A 20,245-nucleotide genomic window follows, 5' to 3' on the forward strand; every position below is an offset into this window, starting at 1 on the left:
GAATGCCAATTACCCTAGTGTAGAACGCCGCCCTTATTTCCTCGCTTCAACTTATGGGCAGAACAACACACCTTTTTGGTTGAGGCACTGGCAGTCGATCAACTGGCGAACTCTCCGAAATCGGCGTCGACCTGAATCATGAGTTCCAGGTATTTCCACGCTATCCAGCGCCAGGAATAGCTGCTCGCCCTCGCGTGCCCCTTGGTAACCAGCCGCTGCCGCAAGTCTGGGGTGAGCATCAGCAGGCGGATAGCTTCGACCCAAGACTGGAGGTCGTCGGGATCGGCATAGAGAGCCGAATCCCCGCAGACTTCAGGAAGACACGGCGATGTTGAGGCCACGACCGGGCAGCCCGAAGCCATCGCCTCGACGGCAGGCAGCCCGAAGCCCTCGATCCGTGACGGAAACAGGAAGCACAGGGCGCCTTCGAGCGCCTTCTTGAAGTCGTCATCCCCTATACGGCCAAGGAGGACGATGTTGCCGGGCATTTCGGGGGCGTAGCGCCGAACGGTGGTCGCGTCGACATCGCCCGGCATCCACAGGTCGAGGCCCATCTCGTCGAGCAGCGGCGCCAACCTGGCGAGCAGCCCCATGTTCTTGTATTCCTGATCCCGCCTTCCGAGGCAGAGGACATACGGCCGGCCGCGACCGACGGCCAACGACGACCTCGCTGCATCCCATCTCTTCGCATGGTCGCTGCCGTTGTAGGTGACGACGATGTTTTCTTCCGGCGCGATCCCGAACTCGACCAGATGGCTGCGCGACAGTTGCGACACCGTGGTGATACGGGCGGCCCGCCTGCCTAGTGCCGGCAGGATCAGGCGGTGCGCCCACCGGAACCCGCGCGGGTAGCTCGACGGCATGAGCCTGGTATGCATGTCGTGGATGCACGCGATATGGCGCTTCAGGACGACAGGAGCGAGGTTACAGAAGCTCAGCAATCCTCCGGGCACATGCCAAGGTAACTGCGCCTGCACCCAGAACTGGGGAAGTCGCGGCCTGTTAAATTCAGGAACGACACGGACAGGGATAGCATTGAGGCGGAAACCTTCGGACAGCGGACGCGGCACCACGAGATCGATCTCGAGGTCGCGACCAAGCGGATGCCCTTCCGAAATGAGCGCGTCGAGGGCCAGGGTCACCTCGCGGGCGTAGCGGGCTACCCCGGTCGGTCGAAGCGTCGTGAAATCCCCATTTATCGTCCAGCGTCGTCTGGGCTCTTCATGATCCGCCCATGGGAGAGCGAAAGATCCATTTGGGGTTCCGGCCCGGTGACCATTCAACTGTCTAGCCAGTCCTGGTGGTGGCGACTCCGTCGCGTCGAACTCGAGCTTGCCCATGTCCATCTTCCCCGGCCCTTCGGCACCTGAGCGAGAGTAGCATTGCCGGGAGTACTCAGGTCCTCAAACGTTCGAGGTAGAGACGCCTCGCCTATACGGATGATTGCCGCTAGGCGGACGACCCGATGGCCATGGTGACCCAGCGTCTTCGTGGCTCCACACTGAACACCTCAAAGGGGCAGATATGGCACGGCATTGGACAATCAACGGGCGTTTTCTTTCGCAGCCGACAACAGGCGTCCAGCGCTACGCGCGCGAGGTCGTCCGTTCGCTAGACGCCTTGATCGCTGAACAGGGGCCTCTCGTCCGCGGCCTCGAAGTCAAGCTCCACTGCCCGGCTGGATCCGATCAGATGCCACTCGCTTTCGTTAAACAGTCCGAGATCAGTGGCACGAGCGGCCATGTCTGGGAACAGACGCAGCTTCCGTTGTCGCTCGATGGAAGCGGACTGCTCAGCCTCTGCAACACGGGTCCGTTGCTTTCCCGAAAGCACATCGTTTGCATCCACGATGCGAACGTCTGGAATGCGCCGCGGAGCTATTCCCGTGCTTTCAAGGGCTTCTACAGAACATTGTTGCCATGCTTGGGCAGGACGGCATGGCGTATTTCGACCGTTTCCGATTTCTCGCTGGGCGAACTGGTTGGCCGCGGCGTCATCCCCGAGCACCGGGCTTTCGTAACCCCTAACGGTCATGAGCATGCCTTGCGATGGGTGCCTGAACACTCGGCCAAGACGCGATTGTCGGCCTCGCGGGCAACCATCGTCATGATCGGCAGCGCCGCCCCCCACAAGAATGTGGAACTGATCCTCGACATGGCTGAACGCCTTGGCGAAGCCGGGCTCAGGATCGCGATTGTCGGCATGTCGGACTCGCGCGTTTACAGGTCGGGGGCAACCAGGGCCAAAGCCCAGAACATCGACTGGCTCGGCCGTATTTCCGATAGCGAGTTGGCTGCTCTCCTCGGGGACTCGCTATGCCTCGCTTTCCCCTCCCTCACAGAGGGCTTCGGTCTCCCCGCTCTCGAGGCGATGGCGGTCGGCTGCCCGGTCGTGGTTTCCGACCGCGCCAGCCTGCCTGAAGTCTGCGGAGACGCTGCGCTGTTTGCGCCTCCCGACAACCCGGAGGCATGGTTCGACCGTTTCATGCAGCTTCGCAATTCCGAGGCGCTGCGGAAGCAGATGATAGCCAAGGGAGAGGCGAGAGCCTCGACATATACTTGGAAAGCGACAGCCTTGCGCTATCTCGAGGCGATGGCCGAGGCAGACGGCGTTGATACCGAAACGAAGGTCGTCAGGGCTCGGGAGCTCACATGATCTCGTGAAGAGCCTGGACCGCGCCGAGCGATTCCATGATCGCGCGGTCGAAGTTTTCTTCGGAAAAGCGCCTCGCATTGCTGGCGCAGGCGCGCGGCGTGATGGCATGGCTGTTTTCTTCGAACAGGTCGACCGCATCCTTGAGATGATCGACGGTTTGAGCCTTGAACAACACCCCTGTCGGTTCGGGCGATGACTCAAGGCGCCGCACAATGTCGACCGCCCCACCGCGACCGAAAGCGATCAGCGGCGTTCCGCAGGCCTGCGCCTCCGCCAGCGCTATGCCAAAATCCTCGCATCCCGCAAAGACCATCGCCTTTGCCCGTGCCAGGGTGTCCACGTAATCTTGCCGCGGCAGATAGCCCGAGAAGGTGACATTCGGGCCGGCAAGCGCCCGCAGGCTGGCTGATTGCTGCCCTTCGCCAACGATGACCAGCCGCCGGGATGGCATCTCGTTGAAGGCGCGGATGACGAGGTCGGTGCGCTTGTACGGTGCCAGGAAGGATGCAGAGACATAGTAGTCATCCTTGTCCCCCACACAGGGCAGTTCTCCGAGCGCAACCGGCGGAAAGACGACGCGCGCCTCGCGCCCGTAAATGTGCTGGATGCGGGAGCGAACATAGTTCGAATTCGCCAGCATCAGGTCCGGACCATGCGCGGTCCTGGTATCCCACGTCCTCAGCCGGTGCAGCATATACCGATAAAGCATTCCCTTCGGGCCAAAGCCCAGCTTTCCCTGTTGAAGGTAGGAGAACTGCTCATCCCAGGCATAGCGGACGGGGCTGTGCACATAACATAGATGCGGCTGATCCGGCCTGGTGATCACACCGCGCGAAAACGCGGCCGAAGACGAGATTACCGCGTCGTAACCCGTCACGTCGAACTGCTCGATCAGGAAGGGACAAAAGAAGAAGAGAGACCGGTAGAATTTCCGCACCATAGGGATCCGGTTGGCCGCCGACGTATGGAATTCCACGTCGCGGAAATATTGCTCCTTGATCTCCGCCGGCAGGAAATCGAAAAGCGTGAAGACTTCCGAATTCGGAAATTGCTTGCAGATCTGCGCAAGGACCCGCTCGCCTCCCCGGAAATTCGGGCACCAGTCGTGAACGACCGCTATTCTTGCATATTTGTCGACACCAACCCCCGGGGTGGCCGGCAACGTCTCGATTGGCACGTTGACCTTGGCTGCGATTGCCAGGTCGGAAGAGCGTTCGTGGAGCATGGTTCCCCCCTTGCCCGCAGGCCAGCAATCCCCATTCCCGGCAGTCTCCTTTCCATGTCACGGCTCCTGCAAGTTGTCCGATCGGTTACAGACAGTTCCGTGAGCGGGCGGGCCTAATACTTATGGTTGCGGGACTTTCCCCGGAATACTCCAAAAGCCTGTGTTCCGAGGTAGACCAGGCTTATCACTACCCTTTTATGCAGGCTGTCCTGCTCTGCTCGCTGTTCTAGGGTTGGCTGGCAGCGAAGCATGGACCTGGCATGAAACTCGCAGTGATCATCCCGACCCTTGGCCGCAGCGAACAGGTCGCGCGCCTGCTTCGGTATTTGGGTGGCCAGACGAGACTTCCCGATGAGGTGATATTGTCGGCACCCGACGCCACACATGTCGAACTGCCGGAGGGCTGTCCATTCCCCGTGTCTCTCGTTTTCGGCCCGAAGGGGCTGGCCGCCCAGCGGAACACGGCTCTGATCCCTTCCCTGGGGCGTTTCGAGATCATCACGTTCTTCGACGACGATTTCGTCCCAGCCGCCGAATACCTCAAGCAGGTCGAAGAAGCATTCATCGCAAATGGCGGATGGGCGGTGGTGATGGGCAGGGTCGTCAGGGACGGGGCCACCAATGCTGGCCTCACTTGGGAAGATGCCGAAGCCGCCTTGCGAGAAGCCGAGGGCAAGAGGAGTGACGTGCCGTCGGTGGTCGACCATGTCGGTGCATACGGATGCAACATGTCCCTCCGTTCCTCGCTTGTGGGCGATTTGCGCTTCGACGAGCGGCTTGTCCTGTATGGCTGGCAAGAAGACATCGACTTCACCAGCCAAATGAGATCCAAAGGTCGCGTGGTCAGCGTGACGTCGATCACGGGAGTCCATCTCGGCATCAAGACGGGGCGCGTCAGCGGAGAGCGGTTCGGCTACTCCCAGGTCGCCAATGCTATCTATCTGATCAGGAAGGGTTCCGTACCGGCGTCTTTCGCGCTTCCCCTTATGCTCAGGAATATCGCCGCTAACCTGGCGAAGAGCTTGTGGCCCGAGCCGTATGTTGACCGACGAGGCAGGCTCAGGGGCAACCTGCGCGCGATCCTGCACGTCGCCATGGGACGAATCGAACCCGAGTACATCTTGAAAATCTGATGACGGGGAAGACAATGCGCAAATGGTTATTGACGATGGCGTCTGCTTCACTCGCTGCGGCGGTCGCCTGCCCGTTGCCTTCGATGGCCGCCGAGTATCTCCTCGGACCTCAGGACAAGGTCAGGCTCAAGGTTTACGAATGGCGCGCCTCACGTGATGTGATTTTCGAATGGACGGCTCTCAACGACGCTTTCGTTGTTGGTGCTGACGGCACGCTCTTCCTTCCGTTTGTCGGCCAGATACGTGCGCAGGGCACCGCTCCTGGCGACCTCGCCCGCGCGATTGGCGATCGCTTGATGCAGAACATGGGTCTCGGCCGCGAGCCAGACGTCGCTGTCGAGATCGTACAGTACAGACCGTTCTACATCGTCGGCAACGTCAAGCAGCCCGGCGAGTTTCCTTATCGGCCCGCACTGACCGTGCTGCAGGCGGTGGGCATCGCGGGTGGCTTGCCGATTCGCGAGGACGACATATCGAGGCTCGGGCGGGAAGTCATCTCTGGCCAGGGCGACGTGGGGCTACTGGCGCTGAGCAATGTCGGCCTTCTCGCCCGCAAGGCGCGCCTGGAAGCCGAACTGGCCGGCAGCGATGATATCTCTTTCCCTGCGGAATTAAAGGATAGGGCTTCGAACCAAACAATCTCGTTGGCGATGGACCAGGAGCGCAAGATCTTTGCCATCCGCAAGGACGCGCTGACGACACAACTCCGTTCGCTCCACGAACTCAGGGAGTTCCTTGAAAAGGAACTGGACTCGCTCGGGCAGCAACTGACATTCCACGACAAGCAGATCGAGCTCATACAGAAAGAGCTGGAGGGTGTTTCGACCCTTGTCCAGAAGGGACTGGCGGCTGCACCGCGTGAACTTTCTCTGGAGGGTACAGTCGCCCAGATGCAGGGAGAGAGATTGGCTGCCGAGACCTCACTCTTGCGGGTGAGGCAGGAGATCAGCAAGACCGACATCGAGATTCTCGACCTCAGCAACCGTCGCGCAAGTGAAGTCGCTGAAAGTTTACGGGAAACCCAGCTGCAGCTCAACGAAGTTACCAGCAAAGCCGATACCGCGGTGCAGCTACTCCACGAAACCGAGGTGACAGCCCCTGCCCTGCTCGCCCTCAGGAAACGCGCCGAAAGCGCCAAGCCAATCTTTAAGATCGTTAGGACGACGGATAGTGGCGCGGCGGAACTCACGGCCGAGGAGACGACACCTGTCGAACCCGGCGATACAGTGAAGGTCGAGATCCCGCCACCGGAGGCAGATTTGGCCACCCTGCCGGCAAGCGGTAGCCTTCAGGCCGAAACGATCCCAATTCAGGGTATCAATTGATCAAGTCTATACTTCCGGGACGCTCACCTAGTTCGCTGATCTATCACGCATCGAAATCAAAGTGCCCGATGGCTTTCGATATCGGTATGATCGGCATTGGCTTTAGGCGCTGAAATCGCGATCGCGGAAGGCTCCAGGAAAGGCGAAGAACACCCGGAACGCCGAGACAAAGCGCGACGGCGTAAACGGGCCATCCACGCAGTGCTTCGGGCACTTGCCTTGCCCTTCGAGGCCGCATATCAGTGAGCACCGTGGACCCTCAGGCCCGGACAAAACGTTCCTGCCGCAGTGAGTTGATCCGTCCTGCGGGTGCCACTGGAGATGTCGGTGCTCATGACTATAATCGCCGTGTCGGCTGCAGGCGTTCTGATGGGGCTGCGGTTCAAGGTTGCAGCCCTTATCGCGGCGACCGCTTTGCTTGTGGTTGGAAGCTTTGCCTGGAATGGCTTTGGATTGCCGGGCCATGTGACCGTCGGCAAATTCCTGATCCTGGCATTCATATTGGCTTGTGCGTATATCGTCGGCCTGTCCCTGTCCGTCCGCTGGAAGCGAAAAGCAGAGTGACACATCAGGTCGTCAGGAGGCTCTGTCGAAGCGCATCACCGCGAAGATAGTCCTGAACAGGATCGCGATGTCGAACCAGACCGACCAGTTCCGAACGTACTGGCTGTCCAGCGCAACGCGGTTGGCATAGTCCATGCTGCTTCTTCCGCTCACCTGCCAGAGACCGGTCAGTCCCGGCCTCGTGCGAAGATATTCCCCTACGTGGTCGCCGTAACGCAAAAGTTCTTCCTTGACGATGGGCCTTGGCCCTACACAACTCATGTCGCCGCGAATGATGTTGTAGAGTTGGGGTAGCTCATCAAGGCTCGATTTTCGGAGCATGCGCCCGAGGAATGTAACGCGGGGGTCGTTCCTGATCTTGTGGGTCTTCTCCCACTCCATTCTGATGTTAGGATTGGCTTCGAGATAGGATTTCAGAACGTCCTCCGAATTGGCGACCATCGAGCGGAACTTGTAGCAACTGAACGGCTTTCCGCCGAAGCCGACCCGGCTGTGTGAGAATACCGCGGGGCCTCCTGCCGTCATCTTGATTAGCAGAGCAACGACGATCATCACTGGCGCGGCCATCACAAGCGCCGTGGTCGCTATGATCAAATCCAGGATTCGCTTCAGGAGACCTCCCACGGGAGGATTCTTCGAGCCTGTCCCGATGGCGGGCGACAGATCGGTCAATACAGCCCCGCCACTGTCATGGTCGGAAGCAGAAACAACATGCAGGACAGTTCGGCTGTCGATCGCTACCGGCACCGATGGCTGACGCCAAATCGGGGGCGTGTGATGTTGCTGGTTCTCGAAGGCGTTTGTCATGATGATGGTTGTTTCGGACTGTTCGGCAGTGACACTTTTCCAATGTCGAGGGCTGTCGGCAAGAAAGGCAAAGGAGGTAGCGCTATACCCCTGACGCTACCCCTAATCCCAAGGAATGATCCTCCATGCCTTGCCGACTTTCCAAGGAGACGCATCTCACCTCCTTTTTCACGCCTTGCGGTGTTTGGATGTCATCGCCCGAGCATTCGCCAGAAGCACACCAAGCACGTGCGTCCTGCTGGCCTGCAACGTCCTGACAAGTTCCCGTAGAGTTTCCGCGTGTGTCTTGCCCCATTCGGCAACGATGACGACACCATCCAGAACGGACCCGACAACCAGTTCGTCGGCTCCCGAGGCCAGTGTCGGCAGATCGACGATGATAACCTCGTAGGCGGCAAGTTCGAAATCGGCGAGATCAAAGGCGGTGAGTTCCTGGAGGAACGCCTCCATATTGCGTGGCGCCAACAGGTTTCTGCCGTCAACCACTGAACTTGGAAGCATGTCGAACGGCCGCCCCGGAGCGCGGACGATGTTGAGTCGGGATGGATCCTGGCACTGTTTGTCGTATGCAACCGAACGGCCGAGCAGCCGCATGGTCGTCGCCGACCGACGAACATCGGCGTCGATCACCAACGTCTTCAGACCGGACATCGCGTATAGCGTGGCGAGATTGCTGACGACGGAACTCTTGGGGCTGTCGTCGGATACGGCGGTCAACCCAAGGAATTTGACCTGATGGTTGGTTTCCGCAAGGCTGATTTCGGTCCGTGCTCTCCTGAGGCTCTGGCTGTATCGTGAGTAGGGGTGTCGTTTCACTTCGTCGACGTAGCCAGACTCCCTTCGCTTGTTCGTCAATGGCAACTCTCCGACGCATTCGATACCCAGGTTGTCCCTGATGTGCCGTGGCGACCTGATGGTCCAGTCGAGCGTCTGCCTTACAAATGCAACCCCAATGCCGAGAATGATGCCGGCAATCGCGGCGAAGGCGAGCATCAGCTTCGGCCTTGGAGCGCTCGGATAAAGGGGCGCTGTCGCGGCCGTGATCACCCTTGCGTCAGCCACCGGATAAGATTGCTGGCTTACCGAATTGGTGTAAGCCTGGAGGAAGCTTTCATACATCTTCTGGTAGGTTTCGGCGGTCACCTCAAGCTCTTCAAGTGTAGGCACAGCGTTGACCCCGTCCATGGAATTCCCATCTTCCTTTTTGACCTCGTTGCCGACGCTGTAGTCATGCCGAGAACGGAATTCCTGAGCCTTCGCCATGGCCGCGTTCATCTCGGCACGAAGCTGCTGAAGTCGCTTTTCGAGCCACGCGCCACCTTCCTTTGCCGCGTCGGCTTTGGTTTCGATCTGCTCACGCACGAAGGAATCGGCTGTAGCGTTCGCAATATTGGCTGCGCCCTCGGGGTCAACCGACGTAAAGGATATATCTATGGCGTAGGAAACGCCGACCCTGCGGATGTCGAGGCCGTTGCGGAAAATCAACATTGTGCGCCGGAACTTTTGGTAATCGGTCAGCGACGCAGTCGGTTCGGGGCTGCCTAAGCCGAAATACTCCCAGAGCTCGGTGAACCGGGCCATCTTCTGGGCCCCGAAAGCGTCAACCAGGAGTGTTTTTATCTTTCTGAATCTCTCCGGCAAGATCGGAGTCGGCGGACGGTTGAAGTTGGGGTCTGCAACGAGTTTCAACTGGTCGATGACCATCGCGGCAATCTTTTCCGATTGCATCACTGCGATCTGGCTTTCCACTTGGGCGGTATCCAATGACAGATTTACTTCTCCGCCCTCCTGCAGATGTTGCGGCAATTTCGGCTCGATCAGGATCTGCGCGCTGGCAGTAAAGACCGGGTCGGTGGTCGAATTGTAGAACCATCCTACCAAGAGAGCGGCGCCAAGGCAGGCGATGATCGTTCCGATGTAACGCCTGAAAAATCCGGTTATGTCGGAGAGGCCGATAAACTCCTGGCTGACGGAAACCGGCTGGTTCGTCGTCGAAGGCCATTGGTGCGGTAACATACGGTCCATTCAAACTCTCCTGCAGGCGTGCTGGAAATTCCAGCGCACGCGCCGTCCTGACGCAGGCGGTGCATGGTGTCTGGCCGATGTCTGCATTGAAAGCTGAGGCCCCGCGATCCCAGATTGCCGCAGAAGATTACGTCGGCGGTACGAAAGGTAAACGCCACCAATCGGCGTATGGTGCTACGCCCTATTGGAAGGCAGAATGCGCTGCAGTTCCGCTCGCATTCTATTGAGAAATGACATCTGCTGATCCAGCGAGACCTGACGTCTGTGGTCGAATATCAAGCTGCGCGTGAGGGTATCGATCTTCGCGGACATGATTTCGGGGTTGTCGCCGTTCTCCATCGCCTCGAGAGAGAACGCGGCGCAATCCGTCATCGCATTCTCAAATGGATGAAGTTGGGTCGATTCCTTCTCGATTTCCAATTGAATGCCTTGGAGAAGGACAACCAGGCGTCCGAAACGCTTTTCATCGACAGCTTCGCGGGATGAATATCTAGATGAATATCTAGATGCGGCGAACAGCATCTTGCAGCCAATCCTTGGATATCAGCGCCCGGATAGGACGCACGTTCCAGAATACAAAACCTCCTCGCCTGGACGAGACATCCTTTCGGCCGTCGACCGGCATCTCCCATTGGATGAGGGGTGCGTAGCTGGGCGTCGAGGCTACCCGAATTCATTACGAGGCCGGTGTCGGACAGCGTGCTAAGACTTCCTTGATTTCGAAACGCAATTTCGCCGAGCGTGACGTGCCCCTGAACAAAGTCGGCCGAGCCAGGCCGACTACATTCGCGTTCGAAACCAGTGCTCTCATAAAGGCTACCGGCTCACTGTCACCGGTCATGACTTCCGCAGCGAGATTTTCAATGCTCTCACTCCGCTGCTGCGTCGAAATCCAGAGGGTGGGAGCTTACAACCGGGCATTCCGAGACGAGGTTGGAGCATGGCATACAAGTTGGTAAGTTTTGTCATGAGCGGGGGCGTGGGCTCACGGCTGTGGCCGCTCTCGCGCGAAGACAATCCCAAGCAGTTCCATGACCTTTCAGGCGACGGCTCAATGCTTGCGAAGACTGTCCGACGCCTCAAGGCGCGGCCAGACAATCAGACGCCAATCTACCTGATAGCTTCCGAACGGCATGCCGATCGCGTCATCTCGGACATTGCTTCGCTTGGCCTGAGCGGCGGAAGACCAATCTTCGAACCCGTCGGCCGCAATACCGCCGCGGCGGTCGCTATCGCTACGTTGCAGGCGATCTCGGAACATGGCAGCGACGCGTTAGTGCTCGTGGTTCCTTCCGACCATGAGATATCGACCGAAGCGCAATTCTGGGAGACCGTCGATTCGGGCGTCCCTTCCGCAGATTCAGGAAGCATTGTCGTCTTCGGCATCAAACCAACGCATCCCGAAACTGGATACGGCTACATTGAGGTTGCAGCAAACGATGGTGGAGTGGCTGCAGTTTCGCGCTTCGTCGAAAAGCCAAATGCCGAGACCGCGAGCAAATACGTGTCGTCGGGAAAATTCTACTGGAATGCGGGCATTTTCCTGTTTCGTGCCGACACGATGCGACGGGCATTTCTCGCTTTCCAGCCGGAAATCTGGGACACTGCGGAACGGGCCCACAAGACAGCACGGGCCGACGTTTCCGGTATCTATCTTCCCCAAGGGTTCTACTCGGCCGTCCCCTCCACGTCGATCGACTATGCGGTCATGGAGCAGACGCGCGATATTGCGATGGTTACGGCTTCCTTTCGCTGGAACGACCTAGGATCCTGGCAATCGCTGCTCGAAGCTAGCCCCACAGACCGCGACGGCAATGTCGTAATGGGCGACGTCGTCGCCATGGATTGCGGGAGCTCCTACCTCAGAAGTCAGGGCAGGCTGCTGACCGTCATTGGAATGAACGATGTGGCGGTGGTGGCGACACCTGACGCGGTATTCGTAGCCCCCGTCAGCCACAGCCAGAACGTGAAGAAAGTCGTCGAACAGTTGGAGAAGAGCGGACGCCTCGAGACGAAGTTCACGGCATCGGAAGACCGGATCATCGTCAGCGGATCATGGCGCAAACGCGTCGAGCACTGGCTTTTCGAGGAAACCCTGCCGCTTTGGTCCACTGCGGGTGTCGACGAAGTGTACGGTGGCTTTCACGAAGCTCTCGGCTTCGATGCAAGGCCGTTGGGCAAGCCCAAGCGGATACGGACAATGGCTCGCCAGATTTATGCCTTCGCGGTGGCCAAGGAACGCGGCTGGGCCGGACCGTCCGACAGGCTGATCGGGCACGGCATCGACTTCATCGCGAAACATGGCCGAACCGACCGCGGCGGCTGGGTGCGGACCCTGAATGCAAACGGCAGCGTGGCTGACCCGGCGGAGGACGCTTACGACCATTCCTGCGTGCTCCTGGCGCTGGCCCACGCTCACCGATGCGGCCATCAGGATGCCCTGCAACTTGCACAAGAGACATTCCATTTCATCGACGCCCATCTCGAGGACGACAGGCTGAACGGCTTCCTCGAGACCCCCGGTTGGAAAGGGGTGCGGTTTTCGAACCCGCACATGCACATGCTGGAATCCTTTCTCGCCTGGTACAAAGTCACCGGCGACCGCGCGTACCTGCGTCGAGCGGCACGCGTCATCGATCTCTTCCGGTGCCACTTCTTCGACCAGGAAAGCTGGACTCTTGGGGAACGTTTCGATGTCGATTGGCTGCCGTTGCCGGGTGACCAGGGACAGTGGACCGAACCGGGGCACCATTTCGAATGGGCCTCGCTACTCATCGATTTCGCGCGAGAGAGCGGGCAGAAGGACTTGGCACCCTACGCAAGGAAGCTCTATTCGTCCGCGGTCGCCAGCGGATTGAACCGGGCTACGGGCCTGGCCTATGGGGCAGTGTCGCGGCAGGGATTGCCCCTCGACCGGCTCTCCCGCAGTTGGCCGCAATGCGAGGCCGTCAAGGCGGCCGTCGCCCTGGACAGCATTGGTGGGCCTGACCTGAAACCCGAGATCGAAGCGCGTGTCGCACGCCTCTTCAGATGGCATATCGAGCCTGCGCCGCTCGGCTTGTGGATCGACAGAATCGATGAGCGCGGGAGGTCAGTCGCGACGGAGGTTCCCGCGAGCATCTTCTATCACTTGGTGACCGCGTTGATGCAGTATTTGGACAAGACCGAAGGCCAAATCGAACCTTTCCCGCTGCCAGCTTTGGATTTGAGCAAGGCCGCCGCGGAGAAAGCTTACGGCTAAACCGAACAACCTACGTTGTTGTGATGTCCCAAGGTGGAAGTGCCGGCTACGGCTAATTCGGTATCTTCCGCCTCTGTGTCGTCGCTACAAACCGGAATAGCATGGCTCATAAGACAAGTCTAAAGAGAAGCGTCGATTGACCCTCTCCAACCTCGTTCCGATGCCGGGCTGCGATCAAGGCCTCTAAGCAACGTCATTTTGAGCAGACATGCCCTTCTTGTACGGACAGTTGAGACGTAACCATGGCAAAAAAGAAGTCACGGACCAGGCCCAGCAGCGATCTCCTTAAACTGCTTGCCACCAGACCTCGAGCGGTTGCGCTTGCTGCGCTGCACGTGAGTGAATCCGTGCTGCTTGAACTCGAGGCATCGGAGTTATTGTCCGCGAGACAAATAAGAGGACTGCTCAAGGATGCATCGACGACCTTGCGGAACGCCGCCGGCCAAGTGGACAACCGCAGTTGCTTCATCGCCAGCGAAATAGTCGATTCGATGCGGGAAAATTTCACAAGGAATAAAAGCTGACCGACGTGTTCAGCTGCGATTTCAACTCTTTGCTCGGGCCTGCAGGCGTCTGCATGTTCGCCGAAAATTTGCATCGCTACGCCATCCTGACTGCAACTGCAGAACAGGTACTCATCACACCAAATTTAATGTACATTGGTTCGGAGGGGACTAGAAATGGAGACATTGGGCGGGGTTGTAAATGTCGTATGTTTCACCTTCTTTGCGTGGAAACGGAGATCGGCCATCGTACATAGGGCTCAACGACGACGATGCGGCGATCATAAAGACGCTGGGGTTCACACCGAAGCGCTATCCACCTGAGACGGTCATCTTCAGTCAGGGTGAGAACAACGATCGCGCTTTCATAGTCGAGTCAGGCTGGGGTTGCATTTCTCATCAACTGGAGGGGGGGCAGCGACAGATTGTGGATTTTGCCCTGAGAGGCGATATCATCCTGTCTCGGTCCTACGCGGGTGGCGCTCTTGAAACGTTTGTTGCGCAAACCGAACTGTGCGTGTTGGTAGCCTCAACCAAAACACTTACCCTCGCTGCCATGAAATCACCCCATATTTTCTCCCTGATAGTGGAGGCTCTTGGGCGCAATGGAGCGGTCGTCGCTCAACATCTCACCAATGTAGGCCGACGGAGCGCCTTGACGCGGACGGCGCATCTATTCCTCGAATTGAGGGCGCGTATGGAACTAATAGGCTCTGTCACCCGCAATAGCTTCGAGTGTCCCTTAACCCAGTACGATCTCGCGGATGCCCTCGGTCTTACTCCGATTCATGTCAATCGGATGTTGCGCGAACTTCGGGAGCGTAAGCTTCTCGAATTCCGGCAAGGCCGTGTTCGGGTGCTCGATCTACCAAGCATGACGAAATTCGCGGGTTTCGAAACCAAATATATCGACGGAGCGGCGCGATCGTGAGCGATGCCGTGATGACGAGCTATCGCATGACAGCGAAGAGGGATGACTTTTTGGGTTTGCCTGCTTTGCGCCGCAATGTTGCGAAGGAAGCAAGATCTTTGGTCTGCCGAATTTCGGACAGCGCGGCCATTTAGAGTGCGTTTCTGTCGGTCTGCGAAACTAGGCCGGAGCGCTACAGATTACGCTATTCCTACTCGATCGTTTTTCATGCCAGCAAGATCATTGATCTAGCTGGCATTTTATTGCTGCCCCAAAAGCCGGCTATCGGGATCAATCGGGCGATTTTTCGCGTCGTGCCCACCCGACAACGTAAGCAATCCAGCCCAAAAGTGCGGCAACGATTTCAAGAGGATCGGTCCGCAAAAGAGATGGCCGGTGCAGGGATGCTTGGGTTGGAAGCGGGCAGCACCGGCCATCGCGGGATTGGGCGTTTGGTTGGGATCGTCCCCCGCAGTGCCTAAGTTATAGACATATTAGCTATTGCTCAACTAAGACTGAAGTCCTGTCCAGCGGTAGGCGGTCAATGCGGGTCCGACTTCATCGGCAGGGTCGGCGACCGCCGCAATTGCCACGCGCTTTAAGGATTAACGATCACAGCCGCGGAAGTACCGCTCTGGCTCCGACGCGGGCAGGACGGACGCTTCAAAATGTCGGCCAAAAAAGTACCGTCAGGCCCGCAAATCCGTGACGGTACTTTTCCTCGACGTTGAGCCGCGAATGAAAAGTACCGTCAGATTGATCTGCTGCCCTACCGTCGAATGCGCGCCTGGTCTGCTCGGAGTCAAAAGTCAGTGACTTAGACAGTCGAGGACGTCAGTTGATGATGCAGCGCCGATTGTGGATGAGACGAACCGCAAATCGTTGCTTTTTCGTCGAAAAACTACGCCAGAGCACCCAGATTACGCTGCCCCCTACTCCCACTCGATCGTGCCGGGCGGCTTCGAGGTCACGTCGTAGACGACGCGGTTGATGCCGCGGACCTCGTTGATGATGCGGGTGGCGGCGGCGCCCAGGAAGGCCATGTCGTAGTGGTAGAAATCCGCCGTCATGCCGTCGACCGAGGTGACGGCGCGCAGCGCGCAGACGAATTCGTAGGTTCGCCCATCGCCCATCACGCCGACGGTCTGTACCGGCAAGAGCACGGCGAAGGCCTGCCAGATGGCGTCGTAGAGGCCGGCCTTGCGGATCTCGTCGAGATAGATGGCGTCGGCCTCGCGCAGGATCTCCAGCTTTTCGCGGGTGATGCCGCCAGGGCAGCGGATGGCGAGGCCGGGGCCCGGAAATGGATGGCGGCCGATGAAGCTTTCGGGCAGGCCGAGTTCCCGGCCGAGCGCCCTCACCTCGTCCTTGAACAGTTCGCGCAGCGGCTCGACCAACTGCATGTTCATGCGGTCGGGCAGGCCGCCGACATTGTGGTGCGACTTGATGGTCACCGATGGGCCGCCGGTGAAGGAGACGCTTTCGATGACGTCGGGATAGAGCGTGCCCTGCGCCAGGAAATCGGCGCCGCCGAGTTTCTTTGCCTCTTCCTCGAACACTTCGATGAACAGCCGGCCGATGGTCTTGCGCTTCTTCTCCGGGTCCGCCTCGCCTTCCAGCGCCGAGATGAATTTGTCCGAGGCGTCGACCAGGATCAGCGGCAGATTGTAGTGTTGGCGGAACATCGCCACCACGCTCGCCGCCTCGTCCTTGCGCATCAGCCCATGGTCGACGAGGATGCAGGTCAGCTGGTCGCCGACCGCTTCGTGGATAAGCAGCGCCGCGACCGAGGAGTCCACGCCGCCCGACAGCGCGCAGATGACCTTACCCTTGCCGACCTGCTTGCGGATCGCCTCGACCGCGTGTTCGCGGTAGGCGCGCATCGTCCAGTCGCCTTCGATGCCAGCGATGTTGTGGACGAAGTTCCTGAGCAGCCTGGCGCCGTCCGGCGTGTGCACCACTTCGGGGTGGAACATGATGCCGTACATCTTGCGCTCGACATTGCCGAAGATGGCGAAGGGCGAGCTTTCCGATTTGCCGAAGACCTGAAAGCCCGGTGGCAGGGCGATGACGCGGTCGCCATGGCTCATCCACACCTGGTGCCGCTGGCCGGTCGCCCAAAGGCCTTCAAACAGCGGGCTGTCCTTCTCGATCTCGACGAAGGCGCGGCCGAATTCACGATGGTTGGAGCTTTCGGCGACACCGCCCATCTGCACGCACATGGCCATCTGGCCGTAGCAGATGCCAAGCACCGGCACGCCGGCGTCGAAGACGATCTGTGGCGCGCGCGGGCTGCCGATATCCGAGGTCGAGGCCGGACCGCCAGACAGGATCACGGCTTTCGGATTGATGCGCATGAACGCGGCTTCGGCCGACTGGAACGGCACGATCTCGGAAAACACGCCGGCCTCGCGGATGCGGCGGGCGATGAGCTGGGTAAACTGGCTGCCGAAATCGACAATCAGGACGGTGTCGGGATGATTGGCTGTTTTCATGGCGAGCGTTTAGAGAAAGAAACGAGTCGGCGCAATGGGTTGCGTAGGCTGACTTTCAGACGGGCCTGGCCTGATCGCTGGATGGAGCCGCCCGCAGCAGACCCGAGCCGATCGCCTGTTCGAGGCGCATGACGGCGTCGGCCAGCTTTTCGTCGATGACATGCAGATATTCGGTCCAGTCGCCGACGTGCCTGAGATCAGCCGCGCCATCGGAAATGCCGCGCAACCCGATCAGCGGCACATCGAAAAGCTGGCAGGCGCGCAGGCAGGCGAAGGTTTCCATGTCGACCATGTCGGCCGCGATGCCATCATAGGCAGCGCCGGTGATGACAGCACCGCCGGTCGACAGCGTCCCTTGCTTGATTTCGGGAATACGAAATGGCAGCGGCACGGTGACCGGCAGGTCGAGAAACGGCGTCGCGCCTTTCTCGAAACCCAAGGGCGAGGCATCGATGTCGCGATAGCTGACCGAGATGGCCTGATAGATTTCCGTCTGTTCGAGGGTCCGGCTGCCGGCCGAGCCGAGCGAGACGAGAAGGTCCGGCAATGCCTTTTCAGACTTCAGCCAAGAGAGTTCGGCGCCGAGCCGAACACCTGCCTCGACCGGGCCGACGCCTGTCATCAGCGGCGCGAACAGTTTTTGCAGATGCGGGCCATATTCGGCCTGCGCCGCCATAACGAAGAGGACGTCCTTGCCACCAATTCGGGTAACGTTGGTCATCAGCCAGCAATCCCATCGCGCCCGACCACCGTCATCATCGTCCCGGTCATGGTGGCGATCAGCTTGGCCTCGCCATCGGCGGCGAAGGCATAGGCCTGGCCATCGGCGACGATGATGGTGCGGCCGGGTTTGGTCACCGAGCCACGAAACAGGAAGCGCTCGCCCTTGCCCGGCGCCAGAAGGTTGACCTTGAACTCGATGGTCAGCACGCCGGAATTTTCCGGCATCAGCGAGAACGCGGCGTAACCGCAGGCCGAGTCCAGCGCCGTCGAAATGACGCCGGCATGCAGGAAGCCGTGCTGCTGGGTCAGCGCCGCCGAATAGGGCATCTCGATCTCGATGATGCCGGGCGTCACCAATGTCAGCTCCGCACCGATCGTCGCCATCGCCTGCTGGCGCGCGAACGATGCCCTGACACGATCCTCATAGTCCGGAGCCGGTACGATCTTTGCTGCCATCGCAATTGCCTTCAGTTTTGCCGGGAAAAGCTTATCGCAGAGGCACGAGCGGCAGGCAAATGCTTTTGCTGCACTGCAACAAAGCGATGTCAGATCCCTAATTCAACCAGAGAAGCGAAGCGTTGAGCACGGTGGCGAATGCCACCCATGCGGCGTAGGGCACGAACAGCCAGCCGGAAAGCCGGTCGCGGTTCCAGGCTCTCGCGATGAACAGCAGGATGCTGGCGAGAAGAAGCACGATGACGACCAGGGCGGGTCCCATCATTTTTGCGCCGAAGAAGGTTGGCGACCACAGGAAATTCAGGACGAGCTGGACACCCCAGATCTTCATGGCGGCACCCGCCGGCTCTATCTGCCATATCCGCCAGCCGGCAAAGGCGATCAGCACGTAAAGAATGGTCCAGGCGGGCGCGAAGACCCAGTTGGGCGGGTTGAAGGACGGCTTGACCAGCGACGCATACCAGGCGCCCGGCAGGGTCGCGTAGCCAATGAGCAGGCCACCGCCCAGCACCAGGACAAGGAAAAGCAGCAGCGACAGATATCTTTGCAAGAAGTTCCCCCGTGTCGGCATGACGCCACGCCTATCAAACTGGGGCGCTATCGTTCCCCGTCAACGGCAGCGTTCAACTCGCTCTGCGCATGGCGCAGAAGTAAAATCCGTCAGTGCCGCTTAGCGCCGGGGACAGCGAGATATCCCCGCCGGCGCCGATCCGCGCGGCAGCCCCGTGGCCCGGAAAATGGCGATCCCACAATGCGCGGTGATCGACCGGGCCAAAACCGCTGCTGCGCTCGCGAAAGGCGGCGACCTGATCGCCATTCTCCTCGTCGAACACCGAACAAGTGATGTAGACCAGCAGGCCTCCGGGTTTCACATACGCCTTGGCGGCATCGAGGATCGCTGATTGCTCGCCCTTGCGGGCGTCGAGCTGTCTTTGCGTCAGCCGCCATTTGGCATCGGGACGGCGCCGCCAAGTGCCGCTGCCGGTGCAGGGCGCGTCGACCAGCACGATGTCCATGTGATTGGAGAGCGGCGCGAGTTCGGCCGGCTTGGTGACGACCTGCACATTGCGGTTTTCCGAGCGGCGGATGCGGTCGAAGATCGGCGCCAGCCGCGCCTTTTCGGCATCATGGGCAAAGATCTGGCCGCGGTTGTCCATCGATGCCGACAGCGCCAGCGTCTTGCCGCCGGCGCCGGCGCAGAAGTCGAGCACCTGCATGCCGGCCTCGGCGCCGGCAAGCGTTGCCGCGATCTGCGAGCCTTCGTCCTGAACCTCGAACCAGCCCTTCTGGAAGGCCGGCTCAGACTGCACGTTGGGGTGCCTACCGTCGCCATCGATGGGCGGAATGCGGATGCCGAGCGGGGCGATCCGGGCGGCCTCCGCCCCCGTATCGGTCAGTTCCTTGAGAACCCTGGCGCGATCGGCCTGTAGCGTGTTGACCCTGATGTCGAGCGGCGGGCGCGTCGCCAGCGCCGCACCCTCGCCGACCCATGCCTCGCCAAAGGCGCGTTCGAAAAGCGGCTCGCACCAATCGGGTATGTCGGCACGAACCGCGGGTGGCGCGTCGGCAAGCCGGCGACCGGCGATCGTCTGCAGCTCGGTGGCGCTGAGTAGCGGCGGCGCGAACTTGTCGCCATCCAGCGCATCGTTGAGCGACTGTGCCGTCTGGCTCCATTCGAGCAGCAATGCGCCGAAGCCGATGGCGCGCGGCGTGTCTTCGCCGAGCAGCCAGCCGGCGGAACGCTTGTGGCGCAGCGCGTCATAGACGATGTTGCCGATCGCCGCGCGATCACCGCCGCCGGCGAAACGATGCGACAGGCCCCAATCCTTCAGCGCATCGGCCACCGGCCGGTGCCGGCGGCCAATGTCATCCAGCACTTCGATGGCCGCAGCCAGCCGTCCGCCCAGTCGCATCGGTCATTCCATCAAATCGTGATCTATCGCCTGCTCTTAGAGCCTTTCGCGTCCGGATTGAACCCCGATCGATCTCGCGACGAAGAGGCCGTTTGATATCCATCCAAGCCAAAGATATCGCGGGCCGGCACCAGCAGATCGGTCAATAAATGCAAGGTCACTAATGTTGACGACTGGCGACTGCAAGCACGGCCTGTGGCGCAACCGCTCTGCTTTCCAAGTTTTTGCGTTGGGAATACTCTTCACGCCATGATTCGCGGCGCGGTAAAC

Annotated in this window: 17 protein-coding genes; 6 read left to right on the plus strand and 11 right to left on the minus strand. The window is 59.7% G+C overall.

Annotated elements, in window-relative coordinates:
* Positions 1-98 precede the first annotated feature (98 nt).
* On the minus strand, positions 99-1,340 hold the full coding sequence (locus EB233_RS27350) for a glycosyltransferase family 4 protein (protein ID WP_081294040.1): 1,242 nt from the start codon (positions 1,338-1,340) through the stop codon (positions 99-101).
* Between the two features lie 184 nt (positions 1,341-1,524).
* On the opposite strand from EB233_RS27350, the gene EB233_RS27355 reads away from it, so the two are divergent.
* Complete coding sequence (locus EB233_RS27355; protein ID WP_064989251.1) at positions 1,525-2,655, plus strand: glycosyltransferase family 4 protein; 1,131 nt, start codon at positions 1,525-1,527, stop codon at positions 2,653-2,655.
* Here EB233_RS27355 and EB233_RS27360 read toward each other — a convergent pair.
* Complete coding sequence (locus tag EB233_RS27360) at positions 2,648-3,880, minus strand: glycosyltransferase (RefSeq protein ID WP_064989250.1); 1,233 nt, start codon at positions 3,878-3,880, stop codon at positions 2,648-2,650. The genes EB233_RS27355 and EB233_RS27360 overlap by 8 nt on opposite strands.
* Positions 3,881-4,140: 260 nt before the next feature.
* Here EB233_RS27360 and EB233_RS27365 point away from each other — a divergent pair, with 260 nt between their 5' ends.
* From EB233_RS27365 to EB233_RS27375, 3 genes are all read left to right on the plus strand, one after another.
* Entirely contained in the window at positions 4,141-5,013 is an 873-nt protein-coding gene (locus tag EB233_RS27365) for a glycosyltransferase family 2 protein (RefSeq protein ID WP_064989249.1), read from the plus strand.
* Positions 5,013-6,338: a polysaccharide biosynthesis/export family protein gene (locus EB233_RS27370; RefSeq protein WP_064989248.1), complete on the plus strand. Its 1,326-nt coding sequence runs from the start codon at positions 5,013-5,015 to the stop codon at positions 6,336-6,338. Before EB233_RS27365 ends, EB233_RS27370 begins: the two co-directional genes overlap by 1 nt.
* 321 nt (positions 6,339-6,659) lie before the next feature.
* Complete coding sequence (locus EB233_RS27375; RefSeq protein ID WP_064989247.1) at positions 6,660-6,902, plus strand: hypothetical protein; 243 nt, start codon at positions 6,660-6,662, stop codon at positions 6,900-6,902.
* 12 nt (positions 6,903-6,914) lie between these two features.
* Here the strand turns inward: EB233_RS27375 and EB233_RS27380 are convergent, their stop codons facing one another.
* The 3 genes from EB233_RS27380 to EB233_RS27390 form a co-directional block, all read right to left on the minus strand.
* Positions 6,915-7,709 (minus strand): sugar transferase, encoded by a 795-nt coding sequence (locus EB233_RS27380; protein WP_081294031.1) that lies wholly within the window; start codon positions 7,707-7,709, stop codon positions 6,915-6,917.
* Between the two features lie 168 nt (positions 7,710-7,877).
* Complete coding sequence (locus EB233_RS27385; RefSeq protein WP_081294030.1) at positions 7,878-9,734, minus strand: GumC family protein; 1,857 nt, start codon at positions 9,732-9,734, stop codon at positions 7,878-7,880.
* A 174-nt stretch (positions 9,735-9,908) separates the two neighbouring features.
* Positions 9,909-10,256 carry a hypothetical protein gene (locus tag EB233_RS27390; RefSeq protein WP_155765335.1) on the minus strand — a complete coding sequence of 116 codons (348 nt, stop codon included), beginning with the start codon at positions 10,254-10,256 and terminating at the stop codon, positions 9,909-9,911.
* A 418-nt stretch (positions 10,257-10,674) separates the two neighbouring features.
* Between EB233_RS27390 and EB233_RS27395 the strand changes: the two genes are divergently transcribed.
* A complete protein-coding gene (locus EB233_RS27395) occupies positions 10,675-12,975 on the plus strand; it encodes a mannose-1-phosphate guanylyltransferase/mannose-6-phosphate isomerase (RefSeq protein WP_064989246.1) in 2,301 nt (766 codons plus the stop codon).
* Between the two features lie 193 nt (positions 12,976-13,168).
* Here EB233_RS27395 and EB233_RS27400 read toward each other — a convergent pair whose 3' ends face one another.
* Complete coding sequence (locus tag EB233_RS27400; RefSeq protein ID WP_155765334.1) at positions 13,169-13,573, minus strand: hypothetical protein; 405 nt, start codon at positions 13,571-13,573, stop codon at positions 13,169-13,171.
* 107 nt (positions 13,574-13,680) lie between these two features.
* On the opposite strand from EB233_RS27400, the gene EB233_RS27405 reads away from it, so the two are divergent.
* Positions 13,681-14,409 (plus strand): Crp/Fnr family transcriptional regulator, encoded by a 729-nt coding sequence (locus EB233_RS27405; RefSeq protein WP_051355503.1) that lies wholly within the window; start codon positions 13,681-13,683, stop codon positions 14,407-14,409.
* A 911-nt stretch (positions 14,410-15,320) separates the two neighbouring features.
* Here the strand turns inward: EB233_RS27405 and guaA are convergent.
* The 5 genes from guaA to EB233_RS27430 form a co-directional block, all read right to left on the minus strand.
* Complete coding sequence (guaA, locus tag EB233_RS27410; protein ID WP_064989244.1) at positions 15,321-16,883, minus strand: glutamine-hydrolyzing GMP synthase; 1,563 nt, start codon at positions 16,881-16,883, stop codon at positions 15,321-15,323.
* Between the two features lie 55 nt (positions 16,884-16,938).
* Positions 16,939-17,604, minus strand: coding sequence for a 5'-methylthioadenosine/S-adenosylhomocysteine nucleosidase (locus EB233_RS27415; protein ID WP_064989243.1), 666 nt, complete (start codon positions 17,602-17,604; stop codon positions 16,939-16,941).
* Positions 17,604-18,062 (minus strand): PaaI family thioesterase, encoded by a 459-nt coding sequence (locus tag EB233_RS27420; protein ID WP_027056161.1) that lies wholly within the window; start codon positions 18,060-18,062, stop codon positions 17,604-17,606. Before EB233_RS27420 ends, EB233_RS27415 begins: the two co-directional genes overlap by 1 nt.
* A 97-nt stretch (positions 18,063-18,159) precedes the next feature.
* Entirely contained in the window at positions 18,160-18,612 is a 453-nt protein-coding gene (locus EB233_RS27425) for a TspO/MBR family protein (RefSeq protein WP_064989242.1), read from the minus strand.
* Positions 18,613-18,685: 73 nt separating this feature from the next.
* On the minus strand, positions 18,686-19,975 hold the full coding sequence (locus EB233_RS27430) for an RsmB/NOP family class I SAM-dependent RNA methyltransferase (protein ID WP_064989241.1): 1,290 nt from the start codon (positions 19,973-19,975) through the stop codon (positions 18,686-18,688).
* Positions 19,976-20,245 lie beyond the last annotated feature (270 nt).

The organism is Mesorhizobium erdmanii (genome assembly GCF_013170725.1).
Classification (GTDB): domain Bacteria; phylum Pseudomonadota; class Alphaproteobacteria; order Rhizobiales; family Rhizobiaceae; genus Mesorhizobium; species Mesorhizobium erdmanii.

Bases quoted from the DNA above. Each gene is read 5' to 3' on its own strand.
- EB233_RS27350 (WP_081294040.1), bottom strand. From the start codon at position 1,340: ATGGGCAAGCTCGAGTTCGACGCGACGGAGTCGCCACCACCAGGACTG.
- EB233_RS27355 (WP_064989251.1), top strand. From the start codon at position 1,525: ATGGCACGGCATTGGACAATCAACGGGCGTTTTCTTTCGCAGCCGACA.
- EB233_RS27360 (WP_064989250.1), bottom strand. From the start codon at position 3,880: ATGCTCCACGAACGCTCTTCCGACCTGGCAATCGCAGCCAAGGTCAAC.
- EB233_RS27365 (WP_064989249.1), top strand. From the start codon at position 4,141: ATGAAACTCGCAGTGATCATCCCGACCCTTGGCCGCAGCGAACAGGTC.
- EB233_RS27370 (WP_064989248.1), top strand. From the start codon at position 5,013: ATGACGGGGAAGACAATGCGCAAATGGTTATTGACGATGGCGTCTGCT.
- EB233_RS27375 (WP_064989247.1), top strand. From the start codon at position 6,660: ATGTCGGTGCTCATGACTATAATCGCCGTGTCGGCTGCAGGCGTTCTG.
- EB233_RS27380 (WP_081294031.1), bottom strand. From the start codon at position 7,709: ATGACAAACGCCTTCGAGAACCAGCAACATCACACGCCCCCGATTTGG.
- EB233_RS27385 (WP_081294030.1), bottom strand. From the start codon at position 9,734: ATGGACCGTATGTTACCGCACCAATGGCCTTCGACGACGAACCAGCCG.
- EB233_RS27390 (WP_155765335.1), bottom strand. From the start codon at position 10,256: ATGCTGTTCGCCGCATCTAGATATTCATCTAGATATTCATCCCGCGAA.
- EB233_RS27395 (WP_064989246.1), top strand. From the start codon at position 10,675: ATGGCATACAAGTTGGTAAGTTTTGTCATGAGCGGGGGCGTGGGCTCA.
- EB233_RS27400 (WP_155765334.1), bottom strand. From the start codon at position 13,573: ATGCAAATTTTCGGCGAACATGCAGACGCCTGCAGGCCCGAGCAAAGA.
- EB233_RS27405 (WP_051355503.1), top strand. From the start codon at position 13,681: ATGTCGTATGTTTCACCTTCTTTGCGTGGAAACGGAGATCGGCCATCG.
- guaA (WP_064989244.1), bottom strand. From the start codon at position 16,883: ATGAAAACAGCCAATCATCCCGACACCGTCCTGATTGTCGATTTCGGC.
- EB233_RS27415 (WP_064989243.1), bottom strand. From the start codon at position 17,604: ATGACCAACGTTACCCGAATTGGTGGCAAGGACGTCCTCTTCGTTATG.
- EB233_RS27420 (WP_027056161.1), bottom strand. From the start codon at position 18,062: ATGGCAGCAAAGATCGTACCGGCTCCGGACTATGAGGATCGTGTCAGG.
- EB233_RS27430 (WP_064989241.1), bottom strand. From the start codon at position 19,975: ATGCGACTGGGCGGACGGCTGGCTGCGGCCATCGAAGTGCTGGATGAC.